The 17,802-nt window shown below is 62.5% G+C and carries 18 protein-coding genes, 1 pseudogene and 1 riboswitch; of the genes and pseudogenes, 14 read left to right on the top strand and 5 right to left on the bottom strand.

Going from position 1 to position 17,802, the window contains the following annotated elements; genetic code table 11:
• Genes ACV095_RS21410 through ACV095_RS21400 form a run of 3 tightly spaced genes read right to left on the bottom strand, consistent with a single transcriptional unit; the run spans position 1 to position 1,658 of the window.
• Entirely contained in the window at positions 1–726 is a 726-nt protein-coding gene (locus ACV095_RS21410; RefSeq protein ID WP_264963375.1) for a DUF8175 domain-containg protein, read from the bottom strand.
• Between the two features lie 11 nt (positions 727–737).
• A complete protein-coding gene (locus ACV095_RS21405; RefSeq protein ID WP_264963376.1) occupies positions 738–1,025 on the bottom strand; it encodes a hypothetical protein in 288 nt (95 codons plus the stop codon).
• A gap of 15 nt (positions 1,026–1,040) precedes the next feature.
• Complete coding sequence (locus ACV095_RS21400; RefSeq protein WP_264963377.1) at positions 1,041–1,658, bottom strand: DUF6668 family protein; 618 nt, start codon at positions 1,656–1,658, stop codon at positions 1,041–1,043.
• A 143-nt stretch (positions 1,659–1,801) separates the two neighbouring features.
• Here ACV095_RS21400 and ACV095_RS21395 point away from each other — a divergent pair, with 143 nt between their 5' ends.
• The 14 genes and pseudogenes from ACV095_RS21395 to ACV095_RS21330 all read left to right on the top strand — a co-directional run bounded on the left by ACV095_RS21395 (position 1,802) and on the right by ACV095_RS21330 (position 15,930).
• Complete coding sequence (locus tag ACV095_RS21395; protein ID WP_011689726.1) at positions 1,802–2,074, top strand: helix-turn-helix domain-containing protein; 273 nt, start codon at positions 1,802–1,804, stop codon at positions 2,072–2,074.
• Positions 2,075–2,110: 36 nt separating this feature from the next.
• Positions 2,111–3,193 (top strand): CHAP domain-containing protein, encoded by a 1,083-nt coding sequence (locus tag ACV095_RS21390; protein WP_264963378.1) that lies wholly within the window; start codon positions 2,111–2,113, stop codon positions 3,191–3,193.
• Positions 3,190–3,705 (top strand): hypothetical protein, encoded by a 516-nt coding sequence (locus ACV095_RS21385; RefSeq protein WP_264963379.1) that lies wholly within the window; start codon positions 3,190–3,192, stop codon positions 3,703–3,705. Before ACV095_RS21390 ends, ACV095_RS21385 begins: the two co-directional genes overlap by 4 nt.
• A gap of 6 nt (positions 3,706–3,711) precedes the next feature.
• On the top strand, positions 3,712–5,175 hold the full coding sequence (locus ACV095_RS21380) for a MinD/ParA family ATP-binding protein (protein WP_264963380.1): 1,464 nt from the start codon (positions 3,712–3,714) through the stop codon (positions 5,173–5,175).
• A 72-nt stretch (positions 5,176–5,247) separates the two neighbouring features.
• Positions 5,248–5,493, top strand: coding sequence for a hypothetical protein (locus ACV095_RS21375; protein WP_264963381.1), 246 nt, complete (start codon positions 5,248–5,250; stop codon positions 5,491–5,493).
• A gap of 390 nt (positions 5,494–5,883) precedes the next feature.
• Positions 5,884–7,497 carry a hypothetical protein gene (locus ACV095_RS21370; RefSeq protein ID WP_286404961.1) on the top strand — a complete coding sequence of 538 codons (1,614 nt, stop codon included), beginning with the start codon at positions 5,884–5,886 and terminating at the stop codon, positions 7,495–7,497.
• Positions 7,498–8,128: 631 nt separating this feature from the next.
• Entirely contained in the window at positions 8,129–8,761 is a 633-nt protein-coding gene (locus tag ACV095_RS21365; protein ID WP_015062035.1) for an AAA family ATPase, read from the top strand.
• Positions 8,761–9,081 (top strand): hypothetical protein, encoded by a 321-nt coding sequence (locus ACV095_RS21360; RefSeq protein ID WP_015062076.1) that lies wholly within the window; start codon positions 8,761–8,763, stop codon positions 9,079–9,081. Before ACV095_RS21365 ends, ACV095_RS21360 begins: the two co-directional genes overlap by 1 nt.
• A 300-nt stretch (positions 9,082–9,381) precedes the next feature.
• Positions 9,382–11,064 (top strand): annotated as a pseudogene (locus ACV095_RS21355) (Mu transposase C-terminal domain-containing protein).
• Positions 11,061–11,975 (top strand): TniB family NTP-binding protein, encoded by a 915-nt coding sequence (locus tag ACV095_RS21350; protein WP_462071441.1) that lies wholly within the window; start codon positions 11,061–11,063, stop codon positions 11,973–11,975. Before ACV095_RS21355 ends, ACV095_RS21350 begins: the two are co-directional and overlap by 4 nt.
• Complete coding sequence (locus ACV095_RS21345; RefSeq protein WP_264963530.1) at positions 11,972–13,153, top strand: TniQ family protein; 1,182 nt, start codon at positions 11,972–11,974, stop codon at positions 13,151–13,153. The genes ACV095_RS21350 and ACV095_RS21345 overlap by 4 nt, the downstream gene beginning before the upstream one ends.
• A 117-nt stretch (positions 13,154–13,270) precedes the next feature.
• Positions 13,271–13,882, top strand: coding sequence for a recombinase family protein (locus ACV095_RS21340; protein ID WP_237430581.1), 612 nt, complete (start codon positions 13,271–13,273; stop codon positions 13,880–13,882).
• Between the two features lie 189 nt (positions 13,883–14,071).
• On the top strand, positions 14,072–14,908 hold the full coding sequence (locus tag ACV095_RS21335) for an undecaprenyl-diphosphate phosphatase (RefSeq protein ID WP_264963531.1): 837 nt from the start codon (positions 14,072–14,074) through the stop codon (positions 14,906–14,908).
• Positions 14,909–15,156: 248 nt separating this feature from the next.
• Positions 15,157–15,234, top strand: a riboswitch (Fluoride riboswitch).
• A gap of 126 nt (positions 15,235–15,360) precedes the next feature.
• Entirely contained in the window at positions 15,361–15,930 is a 570-nt protein-coding gene (locus tag ACV095_RS21330) for an inorganic diphosphatase (protein ID WP_264963532.1), read from the top strand.
• 200 nt (positions 15,931–16,130) lie between these two features.
• Here the strand turns inward: ACV095_RS21330 and nhaA are convergent, their stop codons facing one another.
• Both nhaA and ACV095_RS21320 read right to left on the bottom strand, forming a co-directional pair.
• Complete coding sequence (nhaA, locus tag ACV095_RS21325) at positions 16,131–17,477, bottom strand: Na+/H+ antiporter NhaA (RefSeq protein WP_237429447.1); 1,347 nt, start codon at positions 17,475–17,477, stop codon at positions 16,131–16,133.
• 108 nt (positions 17,478–17,585) lie between these two features.
• Positions 17,586–17,759: a hypothetical protein gene (locus ACV095_RS21320; protein ID WP_462071421.1), complete on the bottom strand. Its 174-nt coding sequence runs from the start codon at positions 17,757–17,759 to the stop codon at positions 17,586–17,588.
• Between the last annotated feature and the right edge of the window lie 43 nt (positions 17,760–17,802).

The following is a 17,802-nucleotide window of genomic DNA, read 5'->3' as shown; positions in this document are numbered from 1 at the left end:
TTAGACCCCCGCCCAACTAATGAAGCTGTTCAAATCAGAGAGCTGTCGTGCTTCTGCCATGCCAGTGGCGGGCAGAACCCATTTCCAATCGCCGCCTTGCCACTGCATTGCCACGGGCACTGACCCGACGCTGCCGTTTGCTGCTGTGAGGCCGTATTCAATGACGGCGCGGTCGCCGGTGTAGTCCACGACCTTGTAGCCCGCGATCTGAAACGGTGCCGTCGTCGGGGCGCTGGTCGGTGGCTCCGACAGCATCTTGTCTCGTTCCGGTCCCTCGACCACGAGATGCTGGGCCAACAGGTCGGGACGTCCAGAACTCCCGAGAACAATCATGTTTGCCCCGGCGTAGAGCGCCCCGGTGGGTGAGTGTGCAAAGCAGGAGCGGAGTCCATTGGTTTCGGTCTTGCCGGGGCCGAATTGCGTCGGCGATGTTGGTGCGGCGATCTTGCCGACCAATTCCCATTTGGTATCGGCGGGTGCGGCGGCCGGCTTGGCCTGGTCACCGGATGGCAGGCCGCACACGCTGGACGCCGACGCCGCGGTCGGTTGACCGCTGCTGGTGCTTGTGTTGATGGTGCTCGGTTCAGGGGACGCCGTTTCCCCACCTCTGGGAACCAGGGCGAGGATGATCCCGAGCGCGACAATGATCGCCACGACAACGGCCGAGATGATGAACTTAGGTTTGGTCAGCGGATTCTGGTCTTCGTTCACTGTCGGTTCAGTCATGGCAAAGCTCCTTAGACCAGGGCGCCAACGACGCCGCCAGCGGAGGCTGCGAGGATGCAGCCGCCGAGGACCCATGCCAGCCGGCCGGCGTGCTCGCCGCCCTCGCCGCGTCGGTTGTTGATCATCATCGTTCCGGCTGTGATCAGGATGCCGGCCACGGCCAGGCCGAAGACGATCCAGGCGACCCACTTGAGGATCGTCAGCAACCCTTCAGCGCCGGGAGGGGCCTCGCCGGTGCCCGGGTTCGGTATCTCGGTGATGGCAAAGCTTGACCATTCGAGGGCCTTGGAGAACAACATTGGGTTTTCTTCTTTCTACTTGGCCGGGAGACCGGCAGTGGCAGCGACGGCGAGGCGTATCTGCTCGAGGACGGTGCGGGCTTCTTTGGGAAGTTCCTCGGTGGCGACGTCATGGCCGTAACGCCATCCGTCGACCCACGGGAAATGCCACAGGTGGGGCACTCCCCCACCGACGACGCGGGCGAAGTCGCGGATCTCTTTGGGGAGCCGTCCGGGAGCGTCAGCCATGACCATGAGGCCGGCGACGTGGATCCCGGGAAGTGAGCCCGAAGCCCATTCCGTTGCCGCCAGCCGTGCTGCGCGAAGGCCTGGGATATTGGACCGTGCAACGAGGACGATCACGGATCCGGCTGCCGTCAAGGGCCAGTGATGCTCGGCGGCTTTGGTGCTCTTGTCCAGGCGTGCAAGGGACGTTTCGCCCGCGCCGCCGTGGACGCCAAGCCACCAAAAATCCGGTTCCTTCCCCGCAGCGTTCCTTCGGGGAAGCCGGTCCGCGTGGTCCGGTTGCGGAACGCTCAGTTGCGGCCTCGTCGCCCCCGTTGGGATGAAAGGCGGCTCTTCCGGGAAGGCAAGAACGGGTTCGTCGATAGTTTCTGCGCCGAGCGTCACCCAGCGGTTCTTTGAGACCGGCATTTCACTTCCCCTACTAATGTCCGCAAAGATCGTATCGGTACCATCCGACACGAAAGGCCAAAAGTGACCCCCAACAACAGGTTTAGTACCTTTCAGTCACTTCCAGTACATCACAGTACCAATTTGTGGTCTATGCTGGCTCTATGCGGTGGGACGGACTGAGCGTGGACCCCAAGTACCTGGAAGCACTCTTCGCCAAGTACCCGGAGCGTCTTACGCCCCAGGACCTCGAGGAGATCTTCGGGTTGTCTCGAAACACCGTCTACCGCTGGCTCCAAACCGGAGTGATTCCTGCTTACCAAGTCGAGAAGACATGGTTGATCGCCAGAGATCAAGTCAAGGACTGGGTCTGGGAGAACCGGAACACGCTCAGGAAGGGCCAGACACCAGAAGTGAACGACGAGGACCAGCCCTAGGGCGAAGCAGCTGACGAGCAGATGTGAGGGGGACACATGCAATCACGAACGAGCGCGCCTGCGCTGGTCGCCGGCGCCGTCCTTGTACCCGCCGGCTTGGTGCTGTCCATCATCCTGTTCGGTGGGGGCTCTCAGGCCGTGGCCGACGTCTGCTCACCGACCGGGTTCAGCGTCAGCGTTGACGCAAGCCAGCTGCCCAAGGTCGCTGTCGCCGGTTACGAGGGCGAGCAGCTGAAGAACGCCGCCCTGGTCATCAACGCAGGAAAAGCCCTTGGCCTGTCGGCCCGGGGGCAGACGATCGGTGTCATGACGGCCATGGGCGAATCTGGGCTACGTGTCCTGGACTACGGCGATGGTCCGGGCCCTGACTCCCGGGGACTGTTCCAGCAGCGCGACAACGGTGCGTGGGGAACCTACCTGGAACGTATGGACCCTACGACTTCAGCCATGAGCTTCTTTACCGCCCTGCAGAAGATCAGCGGGTGGGAACAGCTCGAACCCACCACGGCCGCGCACCGGGTCCAGCGCAACGCCGACCCGTTCCACTACCAGTCCTACTGGGCGGCGGCCGTCGAGGTCGTCGCCGTCCTGGGCGACGCAAAGATCACCGATGCCGGCGGGGAAAGCTCCTGCGGCATCCCTGGGCAATCCGGCAAGGACGATGACCTGCCGTGGCGCACGGCCAAGATCTACGAGCCCTCCCCGCTGGGCATGTACAACCGCGAATGCGTCGACTTCGCCCTCTGGCGCGTCAACCAGCAACTCGGCAGCACCACGGCCCCCTACAAGGTCCTGAACGGCACCTTCCGGCCTGACGGTGCGGTGCTCGGCTCTGCCCTTACCTGGAAAGACGGCTGGGATGCCAAGGGCTGGCCCACCGGTGGAACACCCCGTGTCGGCGCTGTCGTTTGGTACTCCCCCGGCACCGGGGGCGCCGACGGCACCTACGGCCACGTCGCCGTCGTCAAAGCCGTCAATCGTGACGGCAGCTTCGTGGAAGAGGGCTACAACGGCAACCCTGCCCCGAATGACCACACCTATTACACCCGCACCGTAGAGAACAGCACTCCCAGCGCCTTTCTCTACCTGCCCGGCAGCGACTCACTGGAGGAACCATGAAACGCGCCCTGACAGCCCTCGCGGCCCTGCTCGTGTGCACGGCCTGCGCGCCGGTATCCACCTCAACACCCGCGGAACCATCGCCCAGTGCTTCCGCCGCCACCTCCGCCACGCTCAGCGCGGGCGGCAAGCCCCAAGCTCCCGGTGGCACAGCACCGGCTACCCTGGGCATCGCCTGGGACGAGGCAAGCAAAACAGCCGCGCTGGACACCGCGACCAAGGCCATGACGCTCTATGCCCGACCAGCAGTCACCGACAAGGTCTGGATCCAGGAACTCGGCCAGCTCCTGACCCCCCAAGCAACCGCCGATTACCAATACGTTGACCCGGCCAACATCCCGGTCACCAGGATCACCGGAGCGGGCCAGCTCAGGATCGAAGAGAGCAACGGTTTTGGCTGCCATGTCGTCTTTCCCACCGATGCCGGCGACTACGACGTGCAGCTGCTCCGCAGCGCAGCCGACAAACCCTGGCAGGTCAACCGTTTCACACCCCCGAACGGCACAAAGTAAGGACAGATGATGGAAACACAAGCACTCGACTTCCCCAAGATCAACGCCGTTCTACGCACCAACGGAACCGGCGAAGTCACCATCAACGGAACCTCCCACGCTATCGAGGCCGCCGACGAAGCCGCCGTCCTTAGCGATGCATTACGAATCATCACCGAAACCGCGGCTCAGCTCGGCCGACCCGTCCGCGTCAGCACCACCGACCCGGACGGGCAGGGCCTCATCATCGTCTCCCCCGAAGGCGTCGTCAGCGAGGCCGCACCGATCAAGCCCACCCCGCGGCGGGAGCAGGACCCTCTGCCGGACACAGCAGCCCCTTCGCCCGAGACGGCCAAGGCCACGACCAAGGCCGCGCCGGCTCCCACGCCAGCTTCGGTCCCCGATGCCTCTCCGGCCGAAGAAGTACCGGCACAAGCTGTCGACGCTGCGCCGGTGACCTTCGGTGCAGCCGTCACGCCCGCGGCCGCCCAGGGGCCCGCACCGGCCGCCAAAGCAGCCGCTGCGGAGCCTGCCACCCGGCGCAGCCTCAAAGACACCTCATTCCTCATCAGCGCGCCCGTGCTCCAGCCGGCCACGCGCGGCTGGCGCGGCGTTCTCAGCCGCCTGGGCTTCCGGATGGACCCCTCACCCGAAGAGTTGGCCGAACGCGAAGACATCCGCACAGTGAGCCAGCACTGGCCCGGCCCCCGCACCGTCGCTGTCGTCAACCGCAAAGGCGGAGCGAACAAAACCCCCACCGTCGTCATGCTCAGTGCGATCCTGGCCCGCTACAGCGGCGCAGCGACCGTGGCCTGGGACAACAACGAATCCCAAGGCACTCTCGGCTGGCGCACCGAACAGGGCGGCCATAACAACAGCGTCCTGGATCTCATCGACTCATCAAAGGCGCTGCTCTCCCCCAGCGCCCAAGCCGCCGAAATCGCCCAGTTCGTCCACCACCAGACGTCCGACAAGTTCGACGTCCTGCGCTCAGACGAGAACGAGGAGGGCGACCATGAAGTGACCGCAGAGGAGGTGGATATCGCCCACCAGGTACTCACCCGCTACTACCGGCTCATCGTCATGGACTCCGGAAACACGGCCCGCGCGGCCAACTGGCGGCGAATGATCCACCACACCAACCAGCTCGTGGTCCCCGTGACAGCCATCGAAGACCGCGCCGAGGCCGCGCGCCTGACCCTCCAAACGCTGGAATCCCGCGGCGGACACGATGCCGAGCTGGCCCGCAACGCCGTCGTCATCGTGTCCGAGTCCACCGACGCCAAACGCAGCATGAGCGGCGATGCGCTCAAGCGCGCCAAGGATGAAGCCCGGCGGATCGCAGACGGCTTCGCCCCCCATGTACGAGCCGTAGTCCGAATCCCCTACGACCCCGCCCTGGTCAACGGCCCCATCCGCTACGACGCCCTCCAACCCGCCACCCAACGCGCGTGGCTCGCCGCAGCCGCCGCGGTGGCCAAAGGCTTCTGACCTCGTCTAATGGAAACGACACGCCGAACGGGCCGCGCAGTTAACGGTACCGGTACCTATAGGCTGGGGTTTATGAGTACAGCCATCCACAGACGCGTACGGGGTACAGGGGCCGGCAACGTCGTCCTCAAAGTTGACGTTGCTGCCGATGCTAAAGCTCTGGTGGAACGTCTTGCCACCCACATGGGGCTCTCCAAAGGACAGGCAGCCGAACGCCTCCTGATGAGCATCCGGCTGGATGCTCGCGGGTTGCCTATTTGGCCTGACATAGACGACCACCAGGAACAAGGAGCCCTGCCTATCGATAAGGCTTCCTAACGGAAGAAGGCCCCTCCTAAAAGGAGGGACCTTCCTAATCCTTCGCTCAGATCCCTCATCCGCCAAGATCCGGATCCGAGCTGTTACAACACCCACGCTGTGGGTGCCATTTGTGTTACCTCGAAAGGAACTACTGTCCCTATGGTACCGGAACCGGTATTGACGTCAACGCATGCCCTTGTGAGTGTCGCTCCACGTCCCAAGCCGGAAGATGCATGGGGTCTTGCTCCGCTGATTGCTGGCGCGCCTTCGTACCGGTTGGGGCGGTGGATTGGGCAGAGGTTTCAATATCCTCGGCCGAAAAATGCGCCGAAGATCACTCCGTCTTTGCCGGGACATCCTGCTGCTGTAATGGTGCACGGCACGGATGGCCGAGTCTCCACGCTGTGCTTGGACTTTGATACCTCGAAGGCGCTGAAGGGCGTGGTGGACTCGGACGCGGTCCGGGTGGGCCAATTGTTGTCGGCGTGCGGCATGAGGTTCGTGGAGGATTTCTCCCCCAGCGGTGGACGACACCTGTACGTGCCGCTGCACGACCGGATGGACGCAGCCGAGGCCCGGGAGCTGGTCGAAGCGCTAGCCCTTATGGCCACCAGTCTTGACCCGAGCCCCCACCAGAACATCACAGACGGGTGCATCCGTGTCCCAGGAACGATCCACAAGTCCGGTGGCCACCAAACCCTCATCACTCCCCTGTCCCAGGCGTACGACATCCTGCGCCGCCGCAACCCAGCACGGGGCTTAGTGCAGCTGCGTACGGCGTTGGCGCCGGAACTGGCCCGCAAACGCGCACTCAAGGCCCGCGAAGCGAAGACCGTAGCCGCTCAACGGACCGGCGGGCTGCCGGCGCTCTCACTGAGATCCAGTAGTGAGACCCCGCTGCGACGGGTCGCACGAACCGGTTTGTACGACACGGCTAAGTACAAGGGCCCGTCCGAGGCCCGAATGGCCGTGCTGAACCACTTCAGTGCCTGTGGCTGGTCCCTGCAGCACGTAGAAAACGAACTCGTCGGCCAGTTCCCGGGCCTAGCTGCCCTCTACGGATCTGCAGAACGCCAGGCAAGGCTCCTTCCGTACGAGTGGGCCAAAGCCCAGGCCTTCACCGGTGCAGCTTCGAGCGCCCGAAAACCGCTCCCCCGTAATCGCGGGGAAAGGAGTGCACTTATTAACAACACAAGCGCCACTTTAACCACCGGGGGGGCAAGCAAACCCAGCAGTGCTGCCGTACACCAACTCGTGAACGACTTGGAAAATGTTCTGTACGCAGTCCTTGACCACAGACTCCAAAAACGCGGTCGAGAAGGCCTCAGCCTCCGTCTACTGATCCGCGGATTGTTGGGATACATGCGGGCTAGAGAAACAGACATCCTGGATGTCGGTTGCCGCACTCTTGCTGTCGCGATGGGGAAACACCACGTCACCATCGCCAGGCTGCTGCCCGTCTTGGTTCAAGCTTCTGATGGGATCCTCACTAAGATCGCCGACGCACGTCAGAAGGCGGCCGATGTTTACCTCATTCAACTCCCTGAGCACTACCAACAACTTGCACGGGAACTAACGTGGCGGAAAGGAAAAATTCATGCCGTCCGCCCCGTGTTTCGGGCCCTGGGAGACGTGGCTGCCCTTGCCTATGAGGCAATTGAACGTGGGCGCCACTCCCCCACCACCGCGGAAGTGGCCCGCAACAGTGGTGTCAGCCGCAACGCCTGCTCGGCCGCATTGGCTGAGATGGAGACACTCGGCATGATCCAGCGCCACGGTAGAACGTGGAAAACCACTTCAGTGAACCTCCGCATGCTCGCCGCCAGGCTCGGAGTGCTCGACGACTACCTTGACCACATCCGGCGGAATCGTCACGAACGCGCGATCTGGCATGCCTACCTCGATAGGTTCAAGACACTCCAGCTTGCGATCGATGAGGTCGATTTGTTTGATTCTGAAAGGGATGAGTATTGGCTACCCCCGGATGATGCGGCAGTGTGGCGAATAGATCAGCCCGCATAGGTCTCTGGTGCAGTTGATTTCGCTGGCAGCTACCAAAATGCTAGTGAATCGGTAGTGCCTTAGTAGTGTTTCGCTAGCACAGCGTTTCGAGTTGGTCCCACATCCCTGCTGAGCGTGGGTGACGATTGCGTGGAGCTTATGCTCGCGTCCAGCAGTTTGAGGTTGATCCTCAGCCACGGTCGTGTAGTAGTTCGATAGCACTTTGAAACTGCTCCGATAATTTGGGCTGTGCATTGGTACGCCGCCCACGTACTGATACTACTTTCATAGTGCTATCGAATAAGTAGTGTTTCGCTAGCAAACTTGCTCCTTTGGCAGTCATCAGCTGCCCCTCAGTTTCACAATCACTATCAAATCAATAGTGATTCAATAGCAATTTAGTAGCGAGCAGTATTCCATATGACGCGCATGACTCCAGTCAGGGAGGTGAGTACTTGGGCTTGCTGGCGGCCTGGTCCCTCAGCGCCCATCGCTATCAATCGGATAGTGATGTGATAGCAGTTGAAACTGCTATCACCCTATCCGAGGATCTTCTCTCGATCCGGCCCATTTGCTACTGCTTTCATAGTGCTATCAAACAGGTAGCGTGTCGCTAGCCTTTTGCTATCAACCTCGGCATTAGGTTGGAGGCATGATCATTGTTGTGGGTAGCGAAAAGGGCGGCGTCGGCAAGTCCACGGTTGTAACCAACCTTGCTGTTGAGCTGGCGAAGCGGGGGATGCGCATAGCGGTCGTGGACGGCGACCGGCAGCGGTCCACTGCTCGTTGGGCAGTAGACCGCGAAGAGGCCGGGCATGAACCTCGCATCTTTGTAGTGGAGAAACTTGGGAGCCTGCACGAGACGCTGCGTGAACTGGATACGAGCTATGACGTTGTCCTTGTCGATGTGGCAGGGAAGGACAGCAAGGAGATGCGCACAGCCATGACTGCGGCCCACCAGTTGTTGATCCTGACGCAATCGAGTCAATTTGATCTCGATACACTCGCGACTGTCGATAGGTTGATTGAAACTGCCCGTGACTTCAATCCCTCCCTTCGAGTCAGAGGGGCTCTTACACGGGTATCAACCAACGCGTTCGAATCTGAAAGTGGCGACGCCAGGGATTACCTTTCCGACTATCCGAGTATCGAACCACTGCGAACCGTTCTGTATGAGCGCAAGGCTTATCGAGACGTGGTGGGGGAGGGGCTCGGAGTTGTTGAGTGGAAGAACCCTAAGGCGGCGAGGGAAATCCGTGGGCTGGTAGAGGAGTTGATGGGGTAGTGGCAATCAAGAAGCGGTCCGCGTCCGAGAAAGCTAGGGACGAGGCTATCGAGGCGTTTGGCAATGCCGCTGAACCACTACTGACCTCGCCGGCTGTCAGCGCTGAGCGCGGAATTCCAGCCAGGCCCAGTGTCACGCCCACACTTAGTGATTCGAGGGACAAGGGGACTGCCAGAACGATGTTGCTTCGTTTTGACGAGGACCGTGAACTCATGGACTTACTTGCGGACGTGGCGAAGCTCGAAGGCCGAAAGAAGCATCCGATGGCATTGCGCGCTCTTAGGATCGGTCTCGAGCAGGTCCGCGACAGTTACGAGTAAGTAAGCCACCTGGATCTATGAAGTTGCTATCAAGTTGATAGCAACTTCATAGCAGTCACAGGATAGTTGGCCTGCGGTATCAAGCGCGTATTGGAGCGCATCCAGAAGGCGCGTCAAAAACGACCGTTTCTGACCTGCGGTCGGCGAGCCTTCAAATGTCATTTTCCGTACTCGCGTGCACGGCGAGCAGCGCGTTTCCAGGGTTGTGCAGGCGGGTGTTGAGCACTGGTTTTTCCGTACTCCTCTGCACTAGGGTCGTTTTTGCTTACTACTCCTCTGCACGCCGAGGGAGGTGTCGGAGTGGATGCGGAATCGGCGCCCATTCGTGAGCCGGGCACACTAACGATGCCGGATGACCTGTGGGATCGGACGAAGTCGGTTTCGGCCGTGATCGGTCCCTTGGCTGCGCGGACGGTCGTTGGCAGGGCCGCGGTTGATGCTGCCGCCGCGGCCTTGGGCGTATCGCGACGCCAGGTGTACGTGTTGATCAAACGCAGTCGCGATGGTTCTGGTTTGCTGACAGATTTGGCTCCGGGCCGTTCCTCCGGAGGGAAAGGAACCGCAAGGCTGTCAGAGGAGGTCGAGGACCTTGTCCGGATGATGGTGCGGAAGCAGTTCCTGACTCGGCAGAAACGGACGTTGGCGGCGGTGTATCGGGATATTGCTGCGGCCTGCCGCGCAAGGCAGCTTCCTGTCCCGGCCCGAAACACGGTGGAGCGGCGCATCCGGGCGTTGAATCCAGTTGAGGTAGGCCGGCGTAGGGGAGGGCCCGATGCGGTGCGGTCGCTGCAGTCCGCCGGGGACGAGGTGCCTGCAGTCGGCACGATTCTGGAGCGGGTGCAGATTGACCACACAGTCATCGATGTGATCGTCGTGGACGAGCGGGAGCGGCGACCGATTGGTCGGCCGTATTTAACTGTCGCAATCGATGTTTACAGTCGGTGCATGATCGGCATGGTTGTGACCCTGGAGGCGCCCTCGGCAGTGTCGGTTGGGCTGTGCCTGGCGCATGCCGGGACTGACAAAAGACCATGGCTTGAAGGTCTGAGTGTTGAGGCGGGGTGGCCCATGAGCGGGAAGCCGAGACTGCTTTACCTGGATAATGCCAGCGAATTCAAGAGCGAAGCGCTCCGACGAGGATGCGATCAGCACGGTATCGAGCTGGCCTACCGCCCGCTGGGCCGGCCTCATTATGGCGGAATCGTGGAACGCGTGATCGGCACCGCGATGAAACAAATCCACGAACTTCCCGGGACCACCTTTTCCAATCCCAGCGAACGGGGTGGTTATGACTCCGACCGGGAAGCGGCGCTGACCCTGCGCGAGCTGGAGAAATGGATGGTCCTTGCCGTCACCAACTATCACGGCACCACCCACAGCACGCTGGGGCAGACGCCAGCTGGTCGGTGGGCTGAAGGGGTGGCGTCGACGGGGCTGCCGCCGGTTGCCACTAACCCGACGGCGTTCCTGGTCGATTTCCTTCCCGTCGTGCGGCGTACCCTGACGAGGACGGGCTTCGTCATCGATCATGTCCACTATTTCTCCAATGCGCTGAAACCATGGATCAGCCGGCGCGACACGCTTGGGCCGTTCCTTATCCGCCGGGACCCCAGGGACATCAGCAGAATCTGAGTGTTGGAACCGGAGGGGGCTCAGTATGTTGAGGTCCCTTACCGGACGATGGCTAACCCCTCTGTGAGCCTGTGGGAGCACCGGCACGCCTTGGCGCGACTACACGAGCGCGGAGTAGCCCAAGTGGATGAGGCGGCGTTGTTCCGCACGATCGCGCAAATGCGGGAAATCGCAAACACTGCCTCGAAAACTACCAAGCGGATGCGCCGCGACACCGAGCGCCGCCATGCAGTGACGACGCGGCATTCGAAGACACCAATTCCACTACTCCCGCCGGAAGCCGCTGCTCAGCAGGAACCGGACACGATCGCGGCCCCGGTACCGCGATTCGATCAGATCGAGCAGTGGTGACCGTGCCTGAGTACGAGGCGCCGGAGTTGTCCCACCTGCACCCGAGTGTGCGGGCCGCGGCACGGTTGCCTGCGAACGAGCGGGTTGAATTGATCAGGGCCGACCGGTGGATCGGGTACCCGCGCGCGGTGGAAGCGGTGGCCCGCCTGGAGTCCCTGCTGTCTTGGCCGGACAAACAGCGCATGCCGAACCTGTTGCTGATCGGGCCGACGAACAACGGCAAGTCGATGATCGTGGAAAAGTTCCGCCGGGGGCACCCGCCCGTGGCCGAGCCAGAGCGGGAACGCATTCCGGTGTTGTGCGTGCAGATGCCCTCGGAGCCTTCCGTGCTGCGCTTTTACATCGCGCTCCTGGCCGCGCTGGGGGCACCGCTTCAACCGCGGCGGCGCTTGGCTGACGTGGAGCAGATTTCGCTGAAACTGCTGCGCTTGACGGGAGTGCGCATGCTCGTCATCGACGAGCTGCACAATATCCTCGCAGGGCAAGGCAACAGCCGCCGGGAGTTCCTCAACCTCCTGCGATTCCTGGGCAACGAGCTGCGCATCCCGATCGTCGGCGTCGGAACGCGGGAGGCATATCTTGCCGTTCGTTCCGATGATCAGCTGGAGAACCGGTTTGAACCCATCGTCCTTCCCTTGTGGAAGACGGGGGAGGACACTCTGTCGTTGTTGGCCAGCTTCGCGGCCGCCCTGCCCCTGCAGCGAGCCTCGGACATCGCTACCGCCGATATGGCGCAGTATCTACTCGCCCGAAGTGAGGGAACCATTGGCGAACTCGCCCGGCTTCTGACGACCGCGGCGATCGCCGCCGTGGAAAGCGGTGAAGAGCGCATCAATCGTCGGACCCTGGTCATGGCCGACTATGCAGGACCCACCGAACGGCGCCGCTTGTTCGAACGCGAACTGATGTGAGGCCGCCGGAGCGCTGGCCCCTTCATCCGGCACCTGCAGCAACGGAATCATTGTCCTCCTGGCTGCGGCGGACGGCGAGCAGCTACGGCATGTACTCCCACCAGCTGCTCGAACACGCACTCGGCCACCGGGAACTCAGCGACGCAGAGCTGGATCTGGACCCGCCACGTGACCTCCTCGACGAGCTCGCCAAGCGCACGGGCCTCGACCAGCACCGCGTACAGGCCATGACCATGGCCGGCTGGGTGCCATGGCTCTTCGACTCCCTCGCCCCCGCACCCGATGCCTACGCAACCTATGTGCACCAGTTCTCGGTACTCCTGCCACCGACGCGGCGCCAAATCTACACACCGCGGAAGTGGCTGCCATGGCTCGCGGAAACCCGGGTGCTGCGGGGATGCCGCGAATGCCTGAAGTCCGGCCCGACGATACTGCTCTTCTGGCAATTGCCGCTCATGGCCAGCTGCCCGGTACACCGACACCGGCTCGAGACCTATGAAGGACACCCTGCTGACTACATCAAGTGGACAACCTCCGCCGAGGACCAGCGGGAATTCCCGGACCCTTTGTTCCTGATGGACCGGCGCACCTGGCAGGCAATAGCAACAGGATCCGTGGACCTACCCCGGCGCTCTGTTCATGCCGGAGTCTGGTTCCGGCTGCTGCGGACCCTCTTGGACGAACTCAGCACGGCCCAGGGACGATACGGCCGGCAACTGGAGGATGTGCGCCGGGTCTGGGACCACTGCGGCCACCCGTTCCGGGCCGGCCTGCACTCATGGCAACCGTTCGAGACCCTCCACTGGACCCGACAGCTGCAACTGCTCAAAGCCGCTGCCACCGCGATGGAAATGATCGAAGATGGCACTCTGACCGTCCTCGGTACCTCCGGGCACCTTCTGCGCCCCGAACCGAAGACACCGATCAGCAGCGGGACCCCGCCCGGACCACTTACAGCAGGAGCGGACACGCACCAGCCGACGCTGGACGAGCTCTGGAACACAGTGACGACTACCTTGGACGCATGCATCGCGGCAGCCAAAACGGATCCCGTGGTCGCGAAGCACCTCTTCGACTTCGCACGGTACGGGTGCCGCAGCGAGGAATTCGTGGGCGGTCTCAAAGACGCCTTCGCCGAGCTTCAGATCCCCCTCGAGTTCTTGTCACAAACAGAATGAGATAGACCCTTTGCCTGACTTAGAATACGTAACGGGTTAAGTGACACGTTCCGATTCGAATCGGTCAGGGGGTCTGCTGTCACTTAAACGAACGTATAGGTGACAGAGGAGAAATCGGTGCTGGTCGGATACATGCGCGTCTCGAAAGCAGACGGATCCCAAGCCACGGACCTGCAGCGGGACGCGCTCCTGGCCGCCGGCGTCGACGCCGGTTTGCTCTACGAAGACATGGCATCCGGAACGAAGGATAACCGGCCCCAGCTCGCAGCATGCCTCAAGGCTCTACGCCACGGCGACACCCTCATGGTCTGGAAGCTCGATCGGCTCGGCCGAGACCTGCGGCACCTGGTCAACATCGTCCACGACCTCACCGAACGGGGAATCGGGCTCAAGGTCCTGACGGGCCAGGGCGCTGCGATCGACACCACCACCGCGTCAGGGAAGCTCGTCTTCGGAATTTTCGCCGCCCTTGCCGAGTTCGAACGTGAACTCATTTCCGAACGAACCCTTGCCGGCCTCGCCGCCGCCCGCGCCCGCGGCAGGAACGGCGGACGTCCCTACAAGATGACCCCCGCGAAACTCCGGCTCGCCATGGCATCCATGGGCCGACCAGGCACCAAAGTCGGCGAACTTTGCACCGAGCTGGGCATCACGCGGCAAACCTTGTACCGTCATGTTTCGCCCTCAGGAGAGCTGCGGCCGGATGGCGAAAGGCTTCTTTCCCGATAGGTTTATTCGCGGCTCCCTTGCGCACGCCCCCTGCCGCTGAGTGCCCACGGACGATGTCGGCTCCTGTTCTGGCTGCCCCCTGGTGCGATATGACGGGCCGGACCGGGATCAGGTAGCGTTTCACCGGCTCCACTTCGATCCGTCAACTGAGGCTGGTCCTTTTTGGGCCGGAAAGTGATCAGCGAAAGAATGAACCTGCTTCAAGCAATCGTCCTGGGTGTCGTCGAAGGAGTGACTGAGTTCCTGCCCGTCTCCAGCACCGGACATCTGACGATCGTTGAGAAGCTCCTCGGTCTGCAGGTCGACGACGGCGGAGTAACAGCATTCACGGCGATCATCCAGGTCGGTGCGATCCTGTCCGTCGTCGTGTATTTCCGAGCCGATATTGCCCGGTTGTTCCTCGCCTGGGCCCAGGGGCTGCGCCGGGCCGAAGCCCGCACCCATCCCGACTACCGTTTCGCCTGGTACGTAATTATCGGTTCCATTCCGATCGGTGTGATCGGTTTTCTCGGCAAGGATCTCATCGCCGGGTCTCTGCGGAACCTCTGGGTTGTCGTTGCCGCCCTCATCGGCTGGAGCATCGTCATGGCAGCGGCTGAACGGACGGGCCGGCAGACACGCCCCGAGCGGGCGGTCACCCTCAAAGACACGCTGGTCATCGGCCTCATGCAGTGCATCGCTCTCATTCCCGGCATCTCCCGCTCCGGAGCAACCATCAGCGCCGGTCTATTCCGGGATCTGGACAGGGTAGCGGCCACCAGAATTTCGTTCTTTTTGTCCATCCCCGCGCTCACCGCCGCCGGAGCCTACGAGGGTCTTACCCAGGCCGGGGAGATCAGTGCGACGGTTGGCTGGATACCCACCATCGTCGGTACTGCCGTTAGTTTCATCGTTGCGTACGCATCGATCGCCTGGCTCCTGCGCCTGGTCGCCAAACACAGCATCACGGTCTTCATCGGATACCGCATCGGGCTCGGCGTCGTCCTCGCGGCGCTTCTTGGCTTCGGGATCATCGCCGCCACGTAGCTCCGCCCTGTTCGGTTCCGCTCCCCGACATACGTGCCCACAGCCGGCGGCTCGAACGGGCAAGCCCGCGAAAGTCTGTCGTCCCGCACGTTCCCCGGCTGGCCTGTCCAGAAAATCGGTCCGCGAGGCAGGAAGCTCCACGTGCACTAAGACCGGGCATGGCCCGGGCAGCTGTAAGCATCCCCCATGGCTCGCCGTGATGACACGGCGGGCAAGTTGTTGCCAGCGGGCCTCGTCATGTGGTTGATTACAGGGACGGTGATGGATCTCGCCGGGGCGGGCCACCGTCCGAACCGCCGCACCCGGCTGATAGTTCCTGTTTAGTGCCACGCACAGACGGAGAACTATGCCTAATTTCGCCACCGCCCCACATGTGCGGGATGAGCGTCCCCAAGCGGACCGTAAAGACTCTCGCCCTGCATCGACCCAGGTTGCCGACATGGGGTGCTCTCATGACTGACTACAACGCCCTCCTCGGGTGCGGGGACTACAACCGTGGCCTGGTCATCGGTGTTATTGACATTCCGATGGGATCGAGCCACAAGATCGAATGGGACCGCACCACGGGCCTCTTCCACCTAGACCGGGTAGACCCGCGAATTTTCGCTAAACCGGTGAACTACGGATTCATCCCGCAAACGTTGGACGAGGACGGCGATGAACTGGACATTCTGTGCGTGACCCGCGAACCGCTGCCCACTGGGCTCGTCGTGCGCGGCCGGATTCTGGGCGTCCTGAACTTCCGCGACGGGGACGATATGGACTATAAGATCGTCGCAGTCCCGGCAGATGACCGCGACGAGGGGGACCGTATCCGCACCATCGAAGATCTCGGTACCAGGTGGCAGGAACAGATCACCCACCACTTCAATCACTACAAGGACCTCCAGCCCGGAACCCGCGCCCACGTCTTGGGCTGGGGCACGCCTGAGGAAGCCGCCAGGATTCTCGGCGATTGCAGCCAACGCTGGCAGGACCGAATGGGCGGCGGACCGCAACCACGAGGCCCCCTCCTGGCATGAACCGAAGCCCATGCCCCAGGCACAGCCTCGGCGGCAGGAGGCGTGACCGGCTAGCTCCCCTTTGCCGTCGGTGCTCTGGGAGTATTCTTGCTCTGCGTCTGCTCTGCATCCGCGCGTCCAGCGCGGAATCTGTCCGGCTGGCCCTGATCTTTCGTAGATTCGCTGAGCGATCGTCCGCGGGATGGTATCGATGGGAACGGTCAGGAGGAATTCCGGGGTTCGTAGGCGTCGGGGATGCCGTCGTGGTCTGAATCGATCAGCTCCGCTTCGTGGGCCTGCCGGTACTGCCGGTTCCTGGTCCGCAACACGGCGACAGCCAGCAGTGCGGCCAGGACGGACGCTGTGAGGATACCCACCTTCGCATGATCATCGTGCAGGCTTCCGTTGCCGAAACTCAGTTCGGCCACGAGCAGCGAGACGGTGAATCCGATGCCCGCCAGGAGTGATACCCCGAGCACGTCTATCCATTTAAAGGTGCTGTCCAGTCGCGCTCTGGTGAACTTGGTGAGGAGCCAGGTGGTTCCGAGAATTCCGGCCGGCTTGCCCAGGACCAGCGCCAGGATGATGCCGGCGGCCACCGGGTCCGTCAGCGCCGAGACCAGACCGTCCCAGCCGCCGACGGCCACGCCGGCGGAGAAGAACGCGAACACGGGTACGGCAACACCGGCGGAGATCGGGCGGAACCTGTGCTCGAAGACTTCGGCAAGGCCGGGGCCCGCGTCCGGACCGCCGCTGGCCTTGGAACGAAGGACGGGGACGGCGAACCCCAGCAGCACGCCGGCGACGGTGGCGTGGACGCCCGAGGCGTGCACCAGCGCCCACGCGAGCGTGCCTAACGGCAAAAGGATCAGCCACGCCGCAGGGGCTTTCATCTTGAAGAACCGCCGGTATTTCTGTGCCAGGAACGTGTAGAGGGCCAGCGGGATGAGTGCCCACAGCAGCGGCCCGGTCTGGATTTCGGTGGTGTAGAAGAACGCGATGATGCTGATGGCGAGGAGGTCATCGACCACGGCCAGGGTCAGGAGGAAGATCCGCAGGGCGCTGGGCAGGTGCGAGCCAATAATGGCCAGAACGGCGACAGCGAACGCTATGTCAGTGGCGGTGGGGATGGCCCAACCGCGAAGCGTCTCGGGGCTCGTGATGTTGATAGCGGCGTAGATGAGTGCGGGGACCACCACGCCGCCCACGGCGGCAGTGACCGGGACGATCGCTTTATTGAGCTGGCGCAAGTCTCCGGCGACGAATTCCCGTTTGAGTTCCAGGCCTACTAGGAAGAAGAAAATGGCCAGCAGCCCGTCTGCGGCCCAGGCGCCGAGGCTCAGTTGCAGGTGCCATGGCTCGTAGCCGATCTTGAAGTCCCGGAGGGCAAAGTAACTCTCGGACACCGGAGAGTTGGCCCAGATCAACGCGATGGCGGCGGCCGCCACCAGGAGCACGCCGCCGACGGTTTCTTTGCGCAGGATCTCGCCGATGCGCAATGACTCCGCGTAACTGCCCCGTCCGAAGATGGTGAACCGGGGCGGCGGTGAGGGGAGTTTCTGGCCCATGAAGGACTCCTAAAAGTTAGGTCGACAAAAAATACTGCCGACCAGACTTCCCGGCTCACCTTCATATAGTCTACGGGGCGCCGGCGTCATCAGGCAGTCCGCGCCCGGCTACGCAGCGGGTCCCTGCGTGGGCGCGGGCACGGATTTGAGCAACGGGATGAAGGCGATCAGCGCGACGAGCTGGGTGCCGATGGTGAAGATGATGAGCCCGGTGAGGGACGTTGAGTAGAGGGCTCCGATGCCTCTGTTAGGCAGAGAGTGATTCTGATGGATGCTATCCACTCGCTCGTCGTTCGTCAATGGTTCCGCTCAATCCGGGCTTCGC

Source organism: Arthrobacter sp. JDC6, from assembly GCF_056484025.1.
This window is presented reverse-complemented; position numbering and strand designations above follow the sequence as displayed.